This is a genomic window from Hymenobacter translucens, from assembly GCF_020685205.1.
In the GTDB taxonomy this organism is placed as follows: domain Bacteria; phylum Bacteroidota; class Bacteroidia; order Cytophagales; family Hymenobacteraceae; genus Hymenobacter; species Hymenobacter translucens.
On the sequence record NZ_JAJERB010000007.1, the window covers coordinates 86,535 to 102,798 of the forward strand.

The following is a 16,264-nucleotide window of genomic DNA, read 5'->3' on the forward strand; positions in this document are numbered from 1 at the left end:
AGCCAACTCATTTCACCCGAGCTGCTGTTTCCGCTACCCGAGCGGCGTATCCGGCAGCTGAGCGGTAAGCGGGGCGGCACCGGTCCAGCAAAAACGAGCCTGGCGTGGGCCCTACTGTTCCCCGAGCTCCTGGAGCGCAGCTTCCAGCCGGTCGAGGTGACGGCCATACAGCTGCTGCAGGTACCAGCGGGTGCCGTGTATCACGGCCCACTGCAGCAGCAGCCCCAGCACCAGCAGCACCCCGCCCGTAATCAGCAGCAGCTTACTGCGCGGCCCCTCGGGCCGGGCCAGCTCTTTGCCCACCATGTACCCGTACATCAGCAGTAGCGAAGCCGGACCGGAAGCCAGGGTGAGGCGGTAGTAGAACCGGAGCAGGTCGCGCAGCCCGGCACAGAGGCGCTGCAGGTTGCTGCGCACGTTGCCCCCGGTTTCCGCCATTTGCCGCAGGGTGTTCAGCTTGCGGTAGTAGTACCCCAGCATGCCCAGCGCCACCAGAAATAAGAATCCGGCCTCCAGCTTGTGCAGAGCTGTATCGGCCCGCCAGAACCCGAAGGGCATGCCCACGGCCAGCAAAACCGTGAGCCCGGTTTCGAGGCGGGCGTTGGTGCGCATCTTTTCCACCAGTCCGCCGGAGCGGCGACTGAGCAGGCCATCGAGCTGGCCCGGGCTTAGGGGCGGCGGGGTAGCCGCGGGCTGCTGCCACTGGCGGCGCAAATCGTCGAGTTCCATCAGACGGGGCGGGTAAGCAGTTGGCGGATCTTGTCCTGTACGCGGTGCATCTTCACGCGTACGTTGTTTTGAGTGATGCCCAGGATGTCGGCCATTTCCTCGTAGGTGCGCTCTTCCAGGTACAGCAGCACAAAGGCCTTGTCGACGTCCGAGAGCCGGTCGATGGCCCGGTACAGGGCCGCCATTTCCTCGGGCTCGTAGCCGTCCGGGTCGGAAACCATGGCCAGGTGCAGCGCTTCCTCTTCCAGGTTGCTTTGCACCGGGCGCCGGGTTTGCTGGCGCAGGTTGCTGATGGCCACGTTCAGGGCTACGCGGTACAGCCAGGTGCTGAGCTTGGCCCCGGCCTGGGGCTGGTAGCCGGGCCACGCCCGCCAGAGCTGCAGCACCACTTCCTGAAACAGGTCCTGCTGGTCGTCGGCCCCGGCGCAGTACAGCCGGCACACCCGCCGCAGCAGGGGCTGGTACTCATTGATGACGGCCACAAAATCAGTAGCAGGGGCAGCGAAGCTCATGAGGGCGGCGGTTTCAGAGCATATATCGGCAACTCCCGGGCAGCATTACAGGCCCGCGGCATTTAAATTTTCCGGACCCCGGACCGCAGAATTTCTTTACCGATCCTGTAATGCCCAGGGCCAGCTGCCGATATATGGGGTGAATCCATCTTCCACCTTTTCCGCTTTCGGTTATGGCCTCTTTCCGCACCGCCGCCAAAACGCCCCTACCCCCTTACATGCTGAACCTGCTCACGGCGGGCATGTTCCTGTTCTCGGCTGGGTTTCAGCTTCTCAGGAACTCCTACACCCACGCCGGCGTGTGGCTGGCGCTGAGCCTGAGCTTTGCCTCGATGGCCCTGAGCAGCCGGTACAAAAAGACCATCTTCACCTACACCACCGGCATTTTTCTGGTGCTTTCCCTGCTGCTCATGGGTCTGCAGATCAAAGCGGACTATCAGGCCAAGCAGCGGCGTACCCCGGGAGCTTCCCGGTAAACGGGCTGCGCCAGGACGGCTCCGCTCGTGAATACGCCTGCAGGGCGTATTATTGATAAACCGGGCCGGGCAACTATTCGTCCGGCGGCGGGCTCTACTGCCTAACCCAACTCCGATATGAAGCTACTCCTTACCCTTGTCGCCCTGCTGAGCCTGTCGGGCGGCAGCTACGCTCAAACCTCCCGCCCTGCGAGTGCCGCTCCGCTGCTGTTTGAACGGGCACAGCGCTCCCGCCCGGTACCGGCAGCCGGCCCGGGAACCCAGGCCCGGGGCATCAGTGCCTCGGTGGTGGTGCCGGGCCGGAGCGTGGAACACCGCTGGATGCTGCCAACCGGCCGCTGGGGCGATGGCACAATTACCTCCCATACCTACAACAGCCGGGGTCAGGTTACCCAGCACCTCATCAACGACTCGGTTTCCAACCAGCCGCGGCGCCGGGAGCTGCTGACCTACAATGCCCAGGGAGCCGTAACCGAACGCCTGGATCAGCGCTGGAACGGCACGGCTTACGTCAACGAGATCCGGGAGGTGCACACGTTCGACGCCCAGAGCCGGGCGCTTATCAGCCTCTACCAGACCTGGCAGAACAACACCTGGTTCACGAGCAATGGCAGCCGTAGCGCCTACACCACCAACCCGGCGGGCATCGTCGTCGGCGAAACCTTCGAAAACTGGGATGCCATGGCCGGTACCTGGCAGCCTTCGGGGCGCCTTACCTACCTCCTGAACGCCAGCAACCAATGGACGGACGTTGTGCAGGAAGGGTGGACCAACGGAGCCTACGTGAACATCGCCCGAATCCGCAACATCAGCTGGCACAACTGGGCCGAGCTGCAGCCCGCTTATTTTGAGCAGCAGGAATGGGACGATTTCGCCAATGCCTGGTTTGACGCTCAGCGCTTCACCTTCACTTACCAGTCCAACGGGAGCACGGTATACATCGGCGAAGCTTTCGTTGCCCCCGGGGTCTGGGTTAACGACATGCGGTATACGGATACGTACGACAATTTCGGCAACATCCTTCTCGAGCAGGGAGAGGAATGGGATAATGCCGCCTGGAACATCGTCTACGGCTACCAGTACCTGCTTTCCTACACCGCCACCAACCAGGTGCGCCGCAAGGTCGTGCAGCAGTTCAACGACCGCGCCGGCGCTTACGTCAACTCCCTGGTCACCGCTTATTCCGGCTTTATTACGCTGGAAACCCGCCGGGCTACGGAGCTGGAAGCCGCCGCTTCGCTGTATCCAAACCCGACCCAGGCTACCGCTACCCTACTCGTAGCTGGCCTGCGGGACCAGGGCACCGTACCGGGCCAGGTGCTGAACGCCATGGGCCAGGTCGTACAGCCCCTGTCGTTGCGGCCGCAGCAGGGCACTATCCGGCAGGAGCTCGACCTGAGCGCACTGCCCGCGGGCCTCTACACCGTGCGCCTGCACACCACTGCGGGCACCGTAGTCAAGCGCGTAGTGAGGCAGTAGACTGATACAGCTGCCGCATTGGGCACAAAAAAGCCCGCTGTTTTCCAACAGCGGGCTTTTTTATAACTCGAGCTCTAGTCGGCTTACTGGAAGTACTCCTTTACTTTCTCGAAGAAGCCCTTGTCGTTCTTGCCCGGGTTGGGCGCGAAGTTCTGGGAGTCGCGTAGCTTTTCCAGGATCTGGCGCTCCTCGGAGTTCACGCTCTTCGGGGTCCAGACATTGATGTGAATGAGCTGGTCGCCGCGGCCGTAGCCGTTCAGGTCCTTGATGCCCTTGCCGCGCAGACGCAGGATCTTGCCGGGCTGGGTGCCGGGGTCCACCTTGATCTTAACCTTGCCTTCGATGGTAGGCACTTCGATGTTCGCTCCCAGCGCCGCATCCACGAAGGAAATGTACTGGTCGAACATGATGTTGTTGCCGTCGCGCTTGAGCAGCTCGTGCGGCTCCTCCTCGATCTGGATGAGCAGGTCGCCGGCCACGCCCCCGCGCTCGGGATAGTTGCCCTTGCCGTTCATGGAAAGCTGCATGCCCTCGGCCACGCCGGCGGGAATGTTGATCGGGATGATTTCTTCTTTGAGTTCCCGGCCTTCGCCGTGGCACACGTCGCACTTGGCACTCACAATCTTGCCTTCGCCCTGGCAGGTGGGGCAGGTCGAGGAGCTGACCATCTGGCCCAGCATCGTATTCACCACGCGCTTCACCTGGCCCTGGCCGTGGCAAGTGCCGCAGTCCTTGAGGTCGGTGCCGTTCTTGGCGCCGGTTCCGGTGCAGGTGCTGCAGGCTACGTAGCGCTTCACCTTGATCTTTTTCTCGACGCCGTTGGCGACTTCCTCAAGGTCGAGCTTGAGCTTGATGCGCAGGTTGGAGCCTTTGCGCACGCGCCGGCCGCCACCCTGCCGGCCCCCGAAGAAGCCTTCGAAGCCACCGCCCCCGCCGAAGATGTCGCCGAACTGGGAGAAAATGTCTTCCATATTCGGTCCGCCGCCCGAGGCGCCGCCCATGCCCCGGTGCCCGAACTGGTCGTAGCGGGCGCGCTTCTGCTCATCAGACAGCACCTCGTAGGCCTCGGCAGCTTCCTTGAACTTGTCTTCGGCTGTCGGGTCGTCGGGGTTTTTGTCGGGATGGTACTTGATGGCCACCTTGCGGTAGGCCTTCTTGATTTCATCAGCCGCAGCGTTCTTGGCGACGCCCAACACCTCGTAATAATCTCGCTTCTCTGCCATGATACGCCTTGTTTACTGGCCCAACACCACTTTCGCGTGGCGGATTACTTTGTCGCCCAGGTAGTAGCCCTTCTCAATCTCGTCGACCACCTTGCCCTTCAGGTCCTCCGAAGGCGCCGGAATCTGGGTGATGGCCTCGTGCAGGTCTGGGTCGAAGCCGCCCCCCTTTACTTCCATCGAAGTCAGGCCCTTGCCCTGGAGGGTTTTGGCGAGCTTGTTATAGATAATGTCCACGCTCTCGCGCACCACCGTCACGTCTTCCGACGACTGGGTATGGGTGCGGGCGCGCTCGAAGTCGTCGAGCACGGGCAGCAGGGCCACCATCAGCTCCTGGTTGGCGGTCTTGAACAGGTCGGCGCGCTCCTTGGCGGTGCGGCGCTTGTAGTTATCGAACTCGGCGGCCAAGCGCAGGTACTTGTCCTTCAGCTCGGCCAGCTCGGCATCGGTTTTGGAAGCTTCAGCCTGGGGCGCACCGGTGGTTTCACCGGTTTCGGTGGTCGTTGCCTCATCGGCCATTTCGCCAGCCATATGCGTGGGGTCAGCGGCCAGATTGTCGTCCTGAGGTAGTTGCTTATCGTCAGCCATCTTGGTAAATATTCGTCGGAAAGGGTTTTTCACGGAGTTTGCCGTTGGGCACGCGTTGCGGGCGCAAGGAGTTTGCCAAAGCTCAGCCGGCTGTCATAGTGGCACGGCAACCTTGGCCGCAGGGCAGTTGGTTCAGTGGTCAAGGAAATAGCCGGAGCTGGCTATTTTCACGCTCCATTAACCAGCAGCTTATGTTGATTAGCCTAACCCGGGACAGCGTAGCCATGGGCGACGACTGCTTAGCTCCCCACACGCGCCATCTTACTGTGGCGGATGGCACCGGGCTCCTGGAAATCCTGCAGCTTGTGCATTCCACCCGCTATCTGGCTTCTATTTCCGGGGGTATGGCTACCTGGGTCGCCATCCTCGGCAAGCCTGTGGCTGTACTGGCTCAGCAGTGGGCCGAACCGGTGCTCTTGTCCGACGCAACGGCATTTCAGCAGTTGAAACAAGACGAGCTGCAGCTCCACTTTCGCTACTATGCTCAGCGGGACCCGGTAGAAGTGCTGGATGAGCTGCGGCAAATTACCCAGTGGCTTAATCCCGGCTGAAAGGTCGCAGCACTTATTCCACCCTATCCTTTATTCCGCATGCAGCGCCTGCCAGATCATGTCCTTTAGGGGCTGAATGTTCTTATTGGTCAGGCTGGAGATGAAGACGCTGGGCAGGTCGGTGGGCAGGGTCGCGCGGATTTCGGCTTCCAGCTCGTCGTCAATCAGATCCGACTTGGTGATGGCCAGCAGGCGGCGCTTCTCCAGCAGTTCGGGGTTGAACTGGGACAGCTCGCTGATGAGCACGTCGTACTCGGCAGCAATGTCGGGCGAGTCGCAGCTAATCATGAACAGCAGGATGGAGTTGCGCTCGATGTGCTTCAGGAAGCGCGTACCCAGGCCCCGGCCCTCAGCCGCCCCCTCGATAATGCCGGGGATGTCGGCCATCACAAACGACTTGTAGTCGCGATACGCCACTACGCCCAGGTTCGGCACCAGCGTGGTAAAGGCGTAGTCAGCAATCTTAGGCTTGGCCGCCGACACCACCGACAGCAACGTGCTCTTGCCGGCGTTCGGGAAGCCGACGAGGCCCACGTCGGCCAGCAGCTTGAGTTCCAGCACCACCCATTCGTCGATGCCGGGCTCCCCGGGCTGGGCGTAGGTGGGGGCCTGGTTGGTAGCCGACTTGAAATGGTCGTTACCCAGGCCGCCCCGGCCGCCGGGCGTCAGAATGATGCGCTGCCCGTGCTCGGTAACCTCAGCTTTGATTTCACCGGTTTCGGCGTCGCGGGCAATGGTGCCGAGCGGCACGGGCACGATGATGTCTTCGCCCTGGGCGCCGGTGCGCAGGCTTTCCTGCCCGTTCACGCCGTGTCCGGCAATGATGTGCTTCTGGTACTGCAGGTGGAGCAGCGTCCAAAGCTGGGAGTTTCCTTCCAGGATGATGTGGCCGCCCCGCCCCCCGTCGCCGCCGTCGGGGCCGCCGTTGGGCAGGCCCTTGGCCCGGAAGAAATGAGCCGAGCCGGCCCCGCCCCGCCCCGAGCGGCAGTTGATTTTAACGTAGTCGATGAAGTTGTTGGAAGCCACTGGGAGGAATTAGTAATGAAGAATTAAGAATTAAGAATTAATCCCTGATTCCGTTCTTGAATGAATTGACCAAAAAAAGGCTGTCACCCTGAGCGGGCGAAAGACCTTAACCGGTTTGAACGACTTATCGTTTCCACGACTCGTTCTTGCGTGCTAAGGTCCTTTGCTGCGCTCAGGATGACAGACCGGGTTACTGGGGTACGGCAGGCCGGGTTAAGCTTTTACTTCGTCGGCCGCCAGGCCACCCGATACGGGCGCGACGGGCTGGTTGGCGTCGATGATGCGGCAGATCTGGGAGAAGATGTCGTCGATGGCGCCGATGCCGTTGAGGCCGTGAAACTTGCCCTGCCCGGCGTAGTAGCTGGCTACCTGGGCGGTTTCGTTGTTGTACACCGATACCCGCTTGCGGATTTTGGCTTCGTCCTGGTCGTCGGGGCGGCCGCTGGTCTTGCCCCGCTCCAGCAGGCGCTTGACCAGCTCTTCCTCGGCTACTTCCAGGGCAATCATGCAGCTCACGCCGGTGTCGTAGCGCTGGGTCAGCTCGTCGAGGCTGGCAGCCTGGGGCACGGTGCGGGGAAAGCCATCGAAGATAAAGCCGGCCGCGTCGGTATTGCCGGCCAGCTGGGTTTCAATCATGCCAATCACCACTTCGTCCGGCACGAGCAGGCCCTCATCCATCAGCTTCTTGGCGTGCAGGCCCAACTCGGTGCCCTGCGCAATCTGGGAACGGAGCAGGTCGCCGGTAGACAGGTGAACCAGGTTATAGCGGGCAATGAGCTTCTGACTTTGCGTTCCTTTGCCGGCGCCGGGGGGGCCGAAGAGCACGATATTCAGCATAAAGACGAAGTGTTACGCGGGAAGAAGAGCGGGTGAGTGTGGGAAAGATAACAAATTGACAACAAAGAGTCCGTGTACGGAAGAAGGGCGTTTATGGCCGCTGGCTGAGCTTAAAGGGCCTTGTAAACGTCGGGGTAGTTGCGCCCCAGTCCGTCGTAGTCGAGCCCGTAGCCGACCACAAACTCGTTGGGAATGGAGATGCTGGCGTAGCGGATGTTGAGCTCGTGCTGCAGGCACTCCGGCTTGATCAGCAGGCAGGCGACCTCCACCGAAGCGGCTCCCCGGCTGCTGAGCATGTCGAGCAGGTAGCGGATGGTGTGGCCGGTATCCACAATGTCTTCCAAGAGTACCAGGTGGCGCCCCTTCACGTCCTCCTGCAGGCCCAGCACTTCGCGCACCTTGCCGGTGCTGCCGGTGCCCTCGTACGAGGCTACCCGGATAAAGGCCACCTCGCAGGGAATGCTCAGACGCTTCATCAGGTCGGCAGCGAACATAAACGAGCCATTGAGCACGGCCACGAACAGGGGCTGCTTGCCGGCATAGTCCTCGTTGAGCCGGGCAGCCAGAATCCGAATGGCGTCGGTCAGCTGCTCATACGGCAAATACGGAGCAAACTGCTTGTCGTGCAGCGAGATGATGGATTCAGGCATCCAGGGTTGGGTTGATTGGCCGGTGAAAGCGAGGTCAAAGGTAAGACAAAAAAAGCAGCCCTTCCGGTGGGGAAGGGCTGCTGCGGAAATCCGGCTCCGGGCCGGCAAGCCACGGCTGTCTATCGTGCCAGCACGACCGTCCGGGCGGGCAGGCTCACCGGGGCCTGCTGACCCAGGGGCTGCACCTTCACCTCATTGACTTGGGGCACCACCGGCGCCACGGCCCGGTCGGGTGCGGCAATGTGAGGCGCAATAACGAGCGAGACGATGGACATGAGCTTGATCAGGATGTTCATCGACGGACCCGAGGTATCCTTGAACGGGTCGCCCACGGTGTCGCCCGTGACGGAGGCTTTGTGGGCGTCAGAGCCCTTGTACTCCATCTTGCCGTTCACCATTACGCCCTTTTCAAACGACTTCTTGGCGTTGTCCCAGGCGCCACCGGCGTTGCTCTGGAACATGGCCATCAGCACGCCCGATACGGTAACGCCGGCCAGCAGACCGCCGAGTACCTCGGGGCCAAAGGTGAAGCCGATGATAACGGGTACCACCAGGGCAATGGCGCCGGGCAGCATCATCTCCCGGATGGCGGCCTGGGTGGAAATAGCCACGCACTTCTCATACTCGGGCCGGCCGGTGCCTTCCATGATGCCGGGAATCTCGCGGAACTGCCGGCGCACTTCCTGCACCATGGCCATGGCGGCGCGGCCTACGGCCGAAATTGCCAGGGCCGAGAAGATAAAGGGAATCATGCCGCCCACGAACAGTCCGGCCAGCACGCGGGCGTTGCTGATGTCGATGCTGGTGATATTGGCCGTGCCCATAAAGGCGGCAAACAATGCCAGGGAGGTAAGAGCCGCCGAGGCAATGGCGAAGCCTTTGCCGGTGGCCGCGGTGGTGTTGCCCACTGCGTCGAGGATGTCGGTACGCTCCCGCACTTCTTTGGGCAGCTCGCTCATCTCGGCGATACCGCCGGCGTTGTCGGCAATGGGACCAAAGGCGTCGATGGCCAGCTGCATGGCGGTCGTCGCCATCATGCCGGCGGCGGCAATGGCCACCCCGTACAGGCCGGCGCACTCATACGACAGCACAATGCCGGCGGCCAGCACGATAATGGGAAGCACGGTGGATTCCATGCCCACGGCGAGGCCCCCGATAACGGTGGTGGCGTGGCCGGTGCTGCTTTGCTGCACGATGCTCATCACCGGGCGCTTGCCCATGGCCGTGTAGTACTCGGTGATAATGCTCATCAGCGTACCGACCACGAGGCCGACCAGCACGGCGTAGAACACATCCATCGAGTCGAAGGCCACGCCCCGGATGGCAATGCTGCCTTCGGGGAGCATGTAACGGATAATGAAATAGGAAGCAATAGCCGACACCACCACCGACACGTAGTTGCCCAGGTTCAGCGCGGCCTGCACGTTGCCGCCCTCCTTGACCCGTACCGACAGAATTCCGATCAGCGAAGCGACAATGCCCATGCCGGCAATAACCATCGGCAGCAGAATCGGGGAAAGGCCGTCGAACTGGTCACCGGAGGCGTTTACCTCCCGGCCCAGCACCATGGTCGCCAGAATCGTAGCCACGTAGGAGCCGAACAAGTCGGCGCCCATACCGGCTACGTCGCCCACGTTGTCGCCTACGTTGTCGGCAATGGTGGCGGGGTTGCGGGGGTCGTCTTCGGGAATACCGGCTTCTACCTTGCCCACGAGGTCGGCGCCCACGTCAGCTGCTTTGGTGTAGATGCCCCCGCCTACGCGGGCAAACAGGGCAATGCTTTCGGCCCCAAGCGAAAAGCCGGTCAGTACTTCCAGCGCCCGTTCCATGTCGATGCTGTTGGCATCACCCTTTCCGACTACAAACATGTTGTAGAACACAATGAACAGGGAGCCAAGGCCGAGCACGGCCAGGCCGGCCACGCCCATGCCCATCACCGAGCCCCCCGAAAAGGACACGTTCAGGGCCTTCGACAAGCTTGTCCGGGCCGCCTGGGCGGTGCGGACGTTGGCTTTGGTGGCAATCTTCATCCCGATGTAGCCGGCCAGTGCCGAGAACACGGCGCCAATGATGAAGGCAATGACAATCACCGGGCTGGACTTCTCGCCGGTGCTGCCCAGGTAGAACAGAAAGGCTGAGGCAATCAGCCCGAAAATCATCAGCACGCGGTATTCCGCTTTCAGAAAGGCAATGGCGCCATCAGCAATGTAGCCGGCAATGGTGCGCATGCGCTCGTCGCCGGCATCCTGGCGCGTCACCCAGCGGGAGCGTACCCAGGTATAGAGCAGCGCCAGGATGCCCAGCGCCGGCGCAGAGTAGAGGAAAAGTGACTTCATAAGCAGAGGATGGAAGTTGGTGTTAAGGTTTGAGAAAGAAGGTTTGGGGGTGTAAAATAGATTTTTTACCACCAACTCCAACTTTTCACCAACGCAGCCCTTCCCTGCTCTACACTTTCCGGAAGTAATTGACGGACACGCGCTCCGTGACCCAGTACAAGTCAGAGCCAGGGCCGGATTGCAGTCACGCTTAGCCAGCCGGGCATGCCGGACTAAAATGACCGACAAACCCGTTTACTTTGACCGGCAGGCAGCCCACTTATCTGGTTTCTGCAGGCTTAGTAGCCGCTGGCGCCAGGGGCATACGGCGCACCAGCCAGGCTCCAAGTGCCACGGCAATTGCCAGCAGGAGCCAGGGGCGCACGGGCACCGTGTAGCGCGCCTGAATTGAGAAAGGGATGTGTACCAGACCAAAGTAAACAACCAAGGCTAAGGACAGCCACCACGTGCGGGTGCATTGGATGGCGCGCTGATGGAACAGCCCCCAAGCCAGGCAAATGATGCCAAGCAGGAAAGTAAATCCACTGGCCAGGGCCGGATAAATCACCTTTATTTTTGCCAGAGGACTCGCCGCCTCGCGCCAAGCGTTAAGCTGCACCCCGGTTACCCAGAGCCGCACCAAGGTGTATAGGCGGGTCTTAAGATAGTATCCCGGTTCCCGCCGAATGTTGGCAATAGTGGCCTGTAGCAACAACTTCTCTCGACGGACCGTGTAGTCTGAGTTATAAGTCGGAAACATGTTCCGGTCATTGTTGCGCATCTGCGGCAGGTAGCGCAGGTCGCGGGCCGTGAGCAGGGGTCGGGTGGCAGCATCAATCTGGTCCCATTCCGCATTAAAGGCAGCAATGTAACCAGGCACTTCCGCAGGCTCAGCAAACGAAACTACTTCGTCCCCCATTGTATTACCCCAGTACCGGGTTTCATGGTAACCCGGCATGCGCAGCGCCCAGAACCCGAGTTGCATTACCCCAGCCCCTCCTTCCAGTGAGGTCGGCTTAAAGACGCCGTGATGCCGGTAGTTCCAGAAGGCATAGGGCAGCATAGTAGCGCCAAACAGCACGAGCAGGACAATGCCCTTAAGCCACGAGAACATGCCCATCGAGCGGTTCTGCCAGAAGTCCAGTGCCAGATGGCCCAACGGAAACAAAATAAACACCGGACGGGTCTGAAAAATCAGGCCGGCCAGTAGCGCGAGCACCACGGTCCGCTTCCAACCACTCAAGGGCCAGGTAATAGCCACGTACACATAGAGGGCGACCAGAAAGGCGACCAGCATTTCCGGAAATACCAACGCCGCGAAATACGCCAGCTGGATGTTGGGCAGCAGCAGCAGCAGAAACAGGTTGCGCACCAGCCACGAGCGCGAATCAGTCTCGCACCGGGCCGCGAGCCGGACCACCAGCCCAATCGTGATGAGGTACAGCAGCGTCTGCACGATCCGGGCCAGCCCGTCGCCCCCACCCAGGGCCCGGATCAGCAGCAGAAACAGGGGATATCCCGGGTTTCGAAACGTGTCGGGGATGTAGTCAGGCAGGAAATACCAGTACGTATAACGGCCCTGCAGCAGGCCGTCGGCATACCCCATATAGGTGTAATGGTCTCCGCTAATGGTGCCAAATGTTGCCGCCGCCACTACCAGGGTGATGAGCAGATTCAGTCCGGCGAGCAGCCAAAACAATCGGGCGCTGGCCAGCCAAGCTAACCAGCGCCCTCCTTTGTATTCCGTTGCCATACGTGCGTTAGGCCGTCGTTTTTGCCTTGTGAAAATCCCCCCGGGAGAAGTGCTTTTCAATCAGGCAGTACATCATGATAAAAAAGTAGCGGCTGCCCATCTCTTTGATCTTCAGCTTCGACTCCCCGTACTTGCGGTTTGTCCAGGAGTTGGGCACCACCGCGTAGCTGTAGCCCCGCACAATAGCCTTCAAAGGCAGTTCCAGGGTCAGGTTGAAGTGCGGCGACAGGAAGGGCTTCAGCCCATCCATGGTGTGCCGGCGGTAGAGCTTAAAGGCGTTGGTGCAGTCGTTGTACCTCAGCCGGAACAGGGTCTTGACGATGCCGTTGGCAACCCGGTTGATGTACTTCTTATGCGCCGGGTAGTCGATAACCTTGCCGCCTTTAATCCAGCGGCTGCCGAAGACGCAGTCGTAGCCTTCCTGCATCTTGCGGTAGTACCGCACCAGGTCGTCGGGGTCATCGGAGAGGTCGGCCATCATTACGGCCACGCAGTCGCCTTGGTAGCGTTCCAGGCCGTAGCGCACCGCGTAGCCGAAGCCGTTGGGGCCGGCATTGGTGTAATAATTCAGCGTCGGAATCTCCCGGGCCAGCTCCTCGAGCCGGCCCAGGGTATTATCCTTGGAATTATCGTTGGTGACCACGATTTCGTGGTCGATCTGCTCCTGCACCAGCTTGGCATACAGCGTGTGCAGGGTTTCGCCGATGCTTTCTTCTTCGTTGTACGCGGGAATGACGACGCTCAGCTTCATGCTATGCTGGTTGACGCTCGCGCAGTTCGTTGAAGATCTGCGTCAGCGTGCTCGTGAGGTCATACTTGAACTGCCAGCCCGGGTAGTGCTGCTCGAAGCGGCTCACGTCCGACACGTACCAGATATGGTCACCGATACGGTTCTGGTCGGAGTACGAGTAGTTCATCTTGTTGTCGGTGATTTTCTCACAGAGCGCAATGGCTTCCTGCATCGAGCAGTTGGCAAAGCGGCCGCCGCCGGCGTTGTACACCTCACCGCCCGTGCGGGGCTGCTGGTAGAAGTGCCAGAACATGTTCACCAGGTCGTGGGAGTGGATGTTGTCGCGCACCTGCTTGCCCTTGTAGCCGAACACCGTGTAGTGCTGGCCCGTGATGGCGCACTTCATCAGGTACGACAGGAAACCATGCAGCTGGGCGCCGGAGTGGCGCGGGCCGGTAAGGCAGCCCCCGCGGAACACGGCGGTTTTCATGTTGAAATAGCGGCCATACTCCTGCACCAGCACATCGGCGGCCACCTTGGAGGCGCCGAACAGCGAGTGGGTGGTGTGGTCGATGCTCATCTGCTCATCGATACCCCGCTCGAAGTAGGGGTGGTTCTGGTCGATTTCCCAGCGCGTCTCGAGCTCCACCAGGGGCAGGAAGTTGGGGTTGTCGCCGTATACCTTGTTGGTGGAGGTAAAGATGAACACGGCCTCGGGAGCGTGCTGACGAGTCAGCTCGAGCATGTTCAGCGTACCGGTGGCATTCACCGAGAAGTCGGTGAACGGCTCCCGGGCGGCCCAGTCGTGGCTGGGCTGGGCGGCGGTGTGCACCACGAGGGCAATGTCGGCGCCGTACTCCCGGAAGATGGCTTCCAGGGCGGTGAGGTCGCGGATATCAGCCGCGTAGTGCCGGTAGTTCGCGTAATCGTTCTGCAGCCGGGCCCGGTTCCAGTCGGTCGAGGCCTGCTCGCCGAAGAAATAGCTGCGCATGTTGTTGTCGACCCCGACAATCACATCAAACTTATCGGCGAAGAACTCGACGGCTTCGCTGCCGATCAGGCCGCCGGCCCCGGTAATGAGTGCTACTTTCATATCGTTCGTTAGTTGATGATTAGCCCAGAATGGGTTTCAGTGAGGCTTCATTTTCCCGCAGCCAGTTGTAGACGTCCGTCACAATCTGCTCCACGTTCCGCTTGGGCTGCCAGCCGGTCAGTTCGCTCACGCGGGTATTATCCGTAAGGTAGAGAGCAATATCCGCCTGCCGGTTTTCCGCTACCGATGCCATCGGCACGGTATTGCCGGTCACCCGCTGGCAGATGGCGGTCAGCTCCTGCAAGCTTACGCTCACGTCGTAGCCGCCGCCTACGTTCAGGGTTTTGCCGTTCACCTGTTCGAGGTTCTGCAGCTGGTAGTTGACCAGGTCAAACAGGTCATCGACATGCAGGATGTCGCGCACCTGCTTGCCGGTTCCGCCGAAGCCAAAGTAGCCCAGCTGCTGCTTCCAGAAGTGGCGGGCCACCCACAGCACAATCACGCCCTGGTCGACCTTGCCCATCTGCCACGGGCCGGTGAGTACCCCGCACCGGTTAATCACGGTGCGCATGTTGTAGAAGTGGTGGTATTCCTGAATTAGGTATTCCGAGCAGAGCTTGGTAGCCCCGTAAAGGGAGCGGTAGCCTTCCAGCGGAAAGTCTTCCGACAGGCCTTTCGGGGAAATGCCCGCGAAGGGCTGGTCGGCGCTTACCTCGAACCGGGTTTCTGCTTCGTCGAGCTTGATCCGGTCGATCTGGTTGATCGGGTAGATGCGGCTGGTTGAGAGAAACACGAAGGCGGCATCGTGCTGCCGGGCGTAGTTCAGGCAGTTTACCGTCCCGCCCAGGTTGGTGTTGATCAGGTAGTCGGGAGCCGAGGTGAGGCCGGCCAGAACGGAAGGCTCCGCCGACGCTTCGATAACGGCCTCCACGGCGGGCAGGCCCGCGAAATCGTCCTTGGTGCGAATGTCGCCGTGGACAAACTCGATGCCGGCCGCCCGCAGTCGGGGCAGGTTCAGCTCGGAGCCCCGACGCTTCAGATTATCAAAGGCAATGATCTGGCAATCCGGGTATGCCTGCTTGAATTGCAGAGCCAAAGCGGAGCCTACAAAGCCTGCGCCGCCGGTTATGAGTAGTGATTTCAAGGCTAGGGATTTTAAGTGGCAATATTACGATACAATTCCCATAAAACGGGGCGCAATATGCCTTGCGGCAAGTTACTGTTGTGTTAAAGCGCCTGGATAGCTCAGCATAACCAACTAACGCAAAGCATCATACCTGCATCAGACAAGCTATCTGATCGACCCTGCTCCCAACCGTGGCCCGCCTCCGCCAAGCGGCTCCGCCGACCACCCGCCGGGCCCTGACAGAGCCTCCCCGGACCTGATAATCCGAAGAATTCCCGGTAGGCATACGGGGCCGGGAGTCGGGGCTTACAGGTCTTTCATTAACGCCTGGTACAGGGCCAGCATACTGGCAATATCCTGCTTGTCGACAATCTCGTTCGGGGAATGCACCTCATCCTCGGGCGCTCCGACAAAGCACCAGTCCCAGGGCTGGGCGCCGTGCTGCAGTTCCTTGGCATCGGAGCCCCCGCTGCCTTCCACCTCCAGCTGGTGGGGAATACCGCTGGCTTCGGCAATCCGGCGGATCCGCTCCACGTAGGACCGGCGCGGAATCAGCGAGTCGCGCAGCGAAATCACTACGCCTTCGCCCGGGTGAACCCCTTCGGTAACCCAGGTGATGTCGGAAATCAGCGCCTGCCGTACCCCAAACCGCTCATATATATATTTGGCCAGGTAGGCTACCGAGCCGCCGCCGTGCTCCTCCCAGCAGCTAAACACAATAATTCCATTTTCGAGGGTTTCGGCCAGCCGCAGGGCATTCCACACGCCAAGCCGGTTATCGAGGTAGCAGCTCTGCACGGTGGTTTCGGTTTCGCGGAAGTCGCAGCGGAAGGTGAGCTCGGTGCCCCGCTCGATCGGCCGGGTGAACTCAACCCCCAGCTCGCTGGTTTGAGGGTTGACTGTCAGCGTACAATCGATGTCGCCCTGCGCATCGCGGCCTACGAGACGGTAGCCGGTTTCGGCGCGGGGCCCTCCGATCCGAACCAGCTGCTGATCGTAGCGCACGGTGAACCCGATGGAGTCGATGTGCGCGAATACTGCCGTTCGCGGCTTGCCAAATACCAGAATAATGCAATCCTGAAACTCTTCTCCAACGATTACTTCGGGTTGTACCCGCCAGGTGGACTGCTGCTCGCGGATGTATTTTTGCAGATACTGCGACAAGGCAGCTTCGTTGCCGGATGGCGCGGCAATCTGACAGAGCGTTTGAAGGAGGTGCATGGCAATATTTTATTTGTC

16 protein-coding genes are annotated in these 16,264 nt (G+C 60.7%); 3 read left to right on the top strand and 13 right to left on the bottom strand.

What is annotated here, in order from left to right; all coding sequences use genetic code 11:
• Positions 1-111: 111 nt before the first annotated feature.
• Positions 112-729: a hypothetical protein gene (locus LJY25_RS15630; protein WP_227609294.1), complete on the bottom strand. Its 618-nt coding sequence runs from the start codon at positions 727-729 to the stop codon at positions 112-114.
• Positions 729-1,241, bottom strand: coding sequence for an RNA polymerase sigma factor (locus LJY25_RS15635; protein ID WP_227609295.1), 513 nt, complete (start codon positions 1,239-1,241; stop codon positions 729-731). Before LJY25_RS15635 ends, LJY25_RS15630 begins: the two co-directional genes overlap by 1 nt.
• Before the next feature lie 173 nt (positions 1,242-1,414).
• Here LJY25_RS15635 and LJY25_RS15640 point away from each other — a divergent pair, with 173 nt between their 5' ends.
• Positions 1,415-1,717 carry a hypothetical protein gene (locus tag LJY25_RS15640; RefSeq protein ID WP_227609296.1) on the top strand — a complete coding sequence of 101 codons (303 nt, stop codon included), beginning with the start codon at positions 1,415-1,417 and terminating at the stop codon, positions 1,715-1,717.
• A 117-nt stretch (positions 1,718-1,834) separates the two neighbouring features.
• On the top strand, positions 1,835-3,196 hold the full coding sequence (locus tag LJY25_RS15645; RefSeq protein WP_227609297.1) for a T9SS type A sorting domain-containing protein: 1,362 nt from the start codon (positions 1,835-1,837) through the stop codon (positions 3,194-3,196).
• 83 nt (positions 3,197-3,279) lie between these two features.
• Here LJY25_RS15645 and dnaJ read toward each other — a convergent pair whose 3' ends face one another.
• Positions 3,280-4,419 carry a molecular chaperone DnaJ gene (gene dnaJ, locus LJY25_RS15650; protein ID WP_227609298.1) on the bottom strand — a complete coding sequence of 380 codons (1,140 nt, stop codon included), beginning with the start codon at positions 4,417-4,419 and terminating at the stop codon, positions 3,280-3,282.
• A 12-nt stretch (positions 4,420-4,431) separates the two neighbouring features.
• Positions 4,432-5,004 carry a nucleotide exchange factor GrpE gene (locus tag LJY25_RS15655; RefSeq protein ID WP_227609299.1) on the bottom strand — a complete coding sequence of 191 codons (573 nt, stop codon included), beginning with the start codon at positions 5,002-5,004 and terminating at the stop codon, positions 4,432-4,434.
• Positions 5,005-5,195: 191 nt separating this feature from the next.
• Here LJY25_RS15655 and LJY25_RS15660 point away from each other — a divergent pair, with 191 nt between their 5' ends.
• Positions 5,196-5,555: a hypothetical protein gene (locus tag LJY25_RS15660; protein WP_227609300.1), complete on the top strand. Its 360-nt coding sequence runs from the start codon at positions 5,196-5,198 to the stop codon at positions 5,553-5,555.
• 30 nt (positions 5,556-5,585) lie between these two features.
• Here LJY25_RS15660 and obgE read toward each other — a convergent pair whose 3' ends face one another.
• From obgE to LJY25_RS15705, 9 genes are all read right to left on the bottom strand, one after another.
• Positions 5,586-6,581, bottom strand: coding sequence for a GTPase ObgE (gene obgE, locus LJY25_RS15665; RefSeq protein ID WP_227609301.1), 996 nt, complete (start codon positions 6,579-6,581; stop codon positions 5,586-5,588).
• A 213-nt stretch (positions 6,582-6,794) separates the two neighbouring features.
• Positions 6,795-7,418 (bottom strand): adenylate kinase, encoded by a 624-nt coding sequence (locus tag LJY25_RS15670; RefSeq protein ID WP_227609302.1) that lies wholly within the window; start codon positions 7,416-7,418, stop codon positions 6,795-6,797.
• A gap of 110 nt (positions 7,419-7,528) precedes the next feature.
• Positions 7,529-8,068 (bottom strand): hypoxanthine phosphoribosyltransferase, encoded by a 540-nt coding sequence (gene hpt, locus LJY25_RS15675; protein ID WP_227609303.1) that lies wholly within the window; start codon positions 8,066-8,068, stop codon positions 7,529-7,531.
• Between the two features lie 119 nt (positions 8,069-8,187).
• Positions 8,188-10,404 (bottom strand): sodium-translocating pyrophosphatase, encoded by a 2,217-nt coding sequence (locus tag LJY25_RS15680; RefSeq protein WP_227609304.1) that lies wholly within the window; start codon positions 10,402-10,404, stop codon positions 8,188-8,190.
• Positions 10,405-10,663: 259 nt separating this feature from the next.
• Positions 10,664-12,136 (bottom strand): hypothetical protein, encoded by a 1,473-nt coding sequence (locus tag LJY25_RS15685; protein ID WP_227609305.1) that lies wholly within the window; start codon positions 12,134-12,136, stop codon positions 10,664-10,666.
• 7 nt (positions 12,137-12,143) lie between these two features.
• Positions 12,144-12,887, bottom strand: coding sequence for a glycosyltransferase family 2 protein (locus LJY25_RS15690; RefSeq protein ID WP_227609306.1), 744 nt, complete (start codon positions 12,885-12,887; stop codon positions 12,144-12,146).
• A gap of 1 nt (position 12,888) precedes the next feature.
• Positions 12,889-13,959, bottom strand: coding sequence for an NAD-dependent epimerase/dehydratase family protein (locus LJY25_RS15695; protein ID WP_227609307.1), 1,071 nt, complete (start codon positions 13,957-13,959; stop codon positions 12,889-12,891).
• 19 nt (positions 13,960-13,978) lie between these two features.
• The gene (locus tag LJY25_RS15700) at positions 13,979-15,043 is read right to left on the bottom strand and encodes an NAD-dependent epimerase/dehydratase family protein (RefSeq protein WP_227609308.1); all 1,065 of its coding nucleotides are present in this window, start codon (positions 15,041-15,043) and stop codon (positions 13,979-13,981) included.
• 288 nt (positions 15,044-15,331) lie between these two features.
• A complete protein-coding gene (locus LJY25_RS15705) occupies positions 15,332-16,246 on the bottom strand; it encodes a M20/M25/M40 family metallo-hydrolase (RefSeq protein WP_227609309.1) in 915 nt (304 codons plus the stop codon).
• Positions 16,247-16,264 lie beyond the last annotated feature (18 nt).

What these genes read in the sequence shown, in the direction of transcription:
- LJY25_RS15630 (WP_227609294.1), bottom strand. Translation starts at nt 729, where the DNA reads ATGGAACTCGACGATTTGCGCCGCCAGTGGCAGCAGCCCGCGGCTACC.
- LJY25_RS15635 (WP_227609295.1), bottom strand. Translation starts at nt 1,241, where the DNA reads ATGAGCTTCGCTGCCCCTGCTACTGATTTTGTGGCCGTCATCAATGAG.
- LJY25_RS15640 (WP_227609296.1), top strand. Translation starts at nt 1,415, where the DNA reads ATGGCCTCTTTCCGCACCGCCGCCAAAACGCCCCTACCCCCTTACATG.
- LJY25_RS15645 (WP_227609297.1), top strand. Translation starts at nt 1,835, where the DNA reads ATGAAGCTACTCCTTACCCTTGTCGCCCTGCTGAGCCTGTCGGGCGGC.
- dnaJ (WP_227609298.1), bottom strand. Translation starts at nt 4,419, where the DNA reads ATGGCAGAGAAGCGAGATTATTACGAGGTGTTGGGCGTCGCCAAGAAC.
- LJY25_RS15655 (WP_227609299.1), bottom strand. Translation starts at nt 5,004, where the DNA reads ATGGCTGACGATAAGCAACTACCTCAGGACGACAATCTGGCCGCTGAC.
- LJY25_RS15660 (WP_227609300.1), top strand. Translation starts at nt 5,196, where the DNA reads ATGTTGATTAGCCTAACCCGGGACAGCGTAGCCATGGGCGACGACTGC.
- LJY25_RS15670 (WP_227609302.1), bottom strand. Translation starts at nt 7,418, where the DNA reads ATGCTGAATATCGTGCTCTTCGGCCCCCCCGGCGCCGGCAAAGGAACG.
- hpt (WP_227609303.1), bottom strand. Translation starts at nt 8,068, where the DNA reads ATGCCTGAATCCATCATCTCGCTGCACGACAAGCAGTTTGCTCCGTAT.
- LJY25_RS15680 (WP_227609304.1), bottom strand. Translation starts at nt 10,404, where the DNA reads ATGAAGTCACTTTTCCTCTACTCTGCGCCGGCGCTGGGCATCCTGGCG.
- LJY25_RS15685 (WP_227609305.1), bottom strand. Translation starts at nt 12,136, where the DNA reads ATGGCAACGGAATACAAAGGAGGGCGCTGGTTAGCTTGGCTGGCCAGC.
- LJY25_RS15690 (WP_227609306.1), bottom strand. Translation starts at nt 12,887, where the DNA reads ATGAAGCTGAGCGTCGTCATTCCCGCGTACAACGAAGAAGAAAGCATC.
- LJY25_RS15695 (WP_227609307.1), bottom strand. Translation starts at nt 13,959, where the DNA reads ATGAAAGTAGCACTCATTACCGGGGCCGGCGGCCTGATCGGCAGCGAA.
- LJY25_RS15705 (WP_227609309.1), bottom strand. Translation starts at nt 16,246, where the DNA reads ATGCACCTCCTTCAAACGCTCTGTCAGATTGCCGCGCCATCCGGCAAC.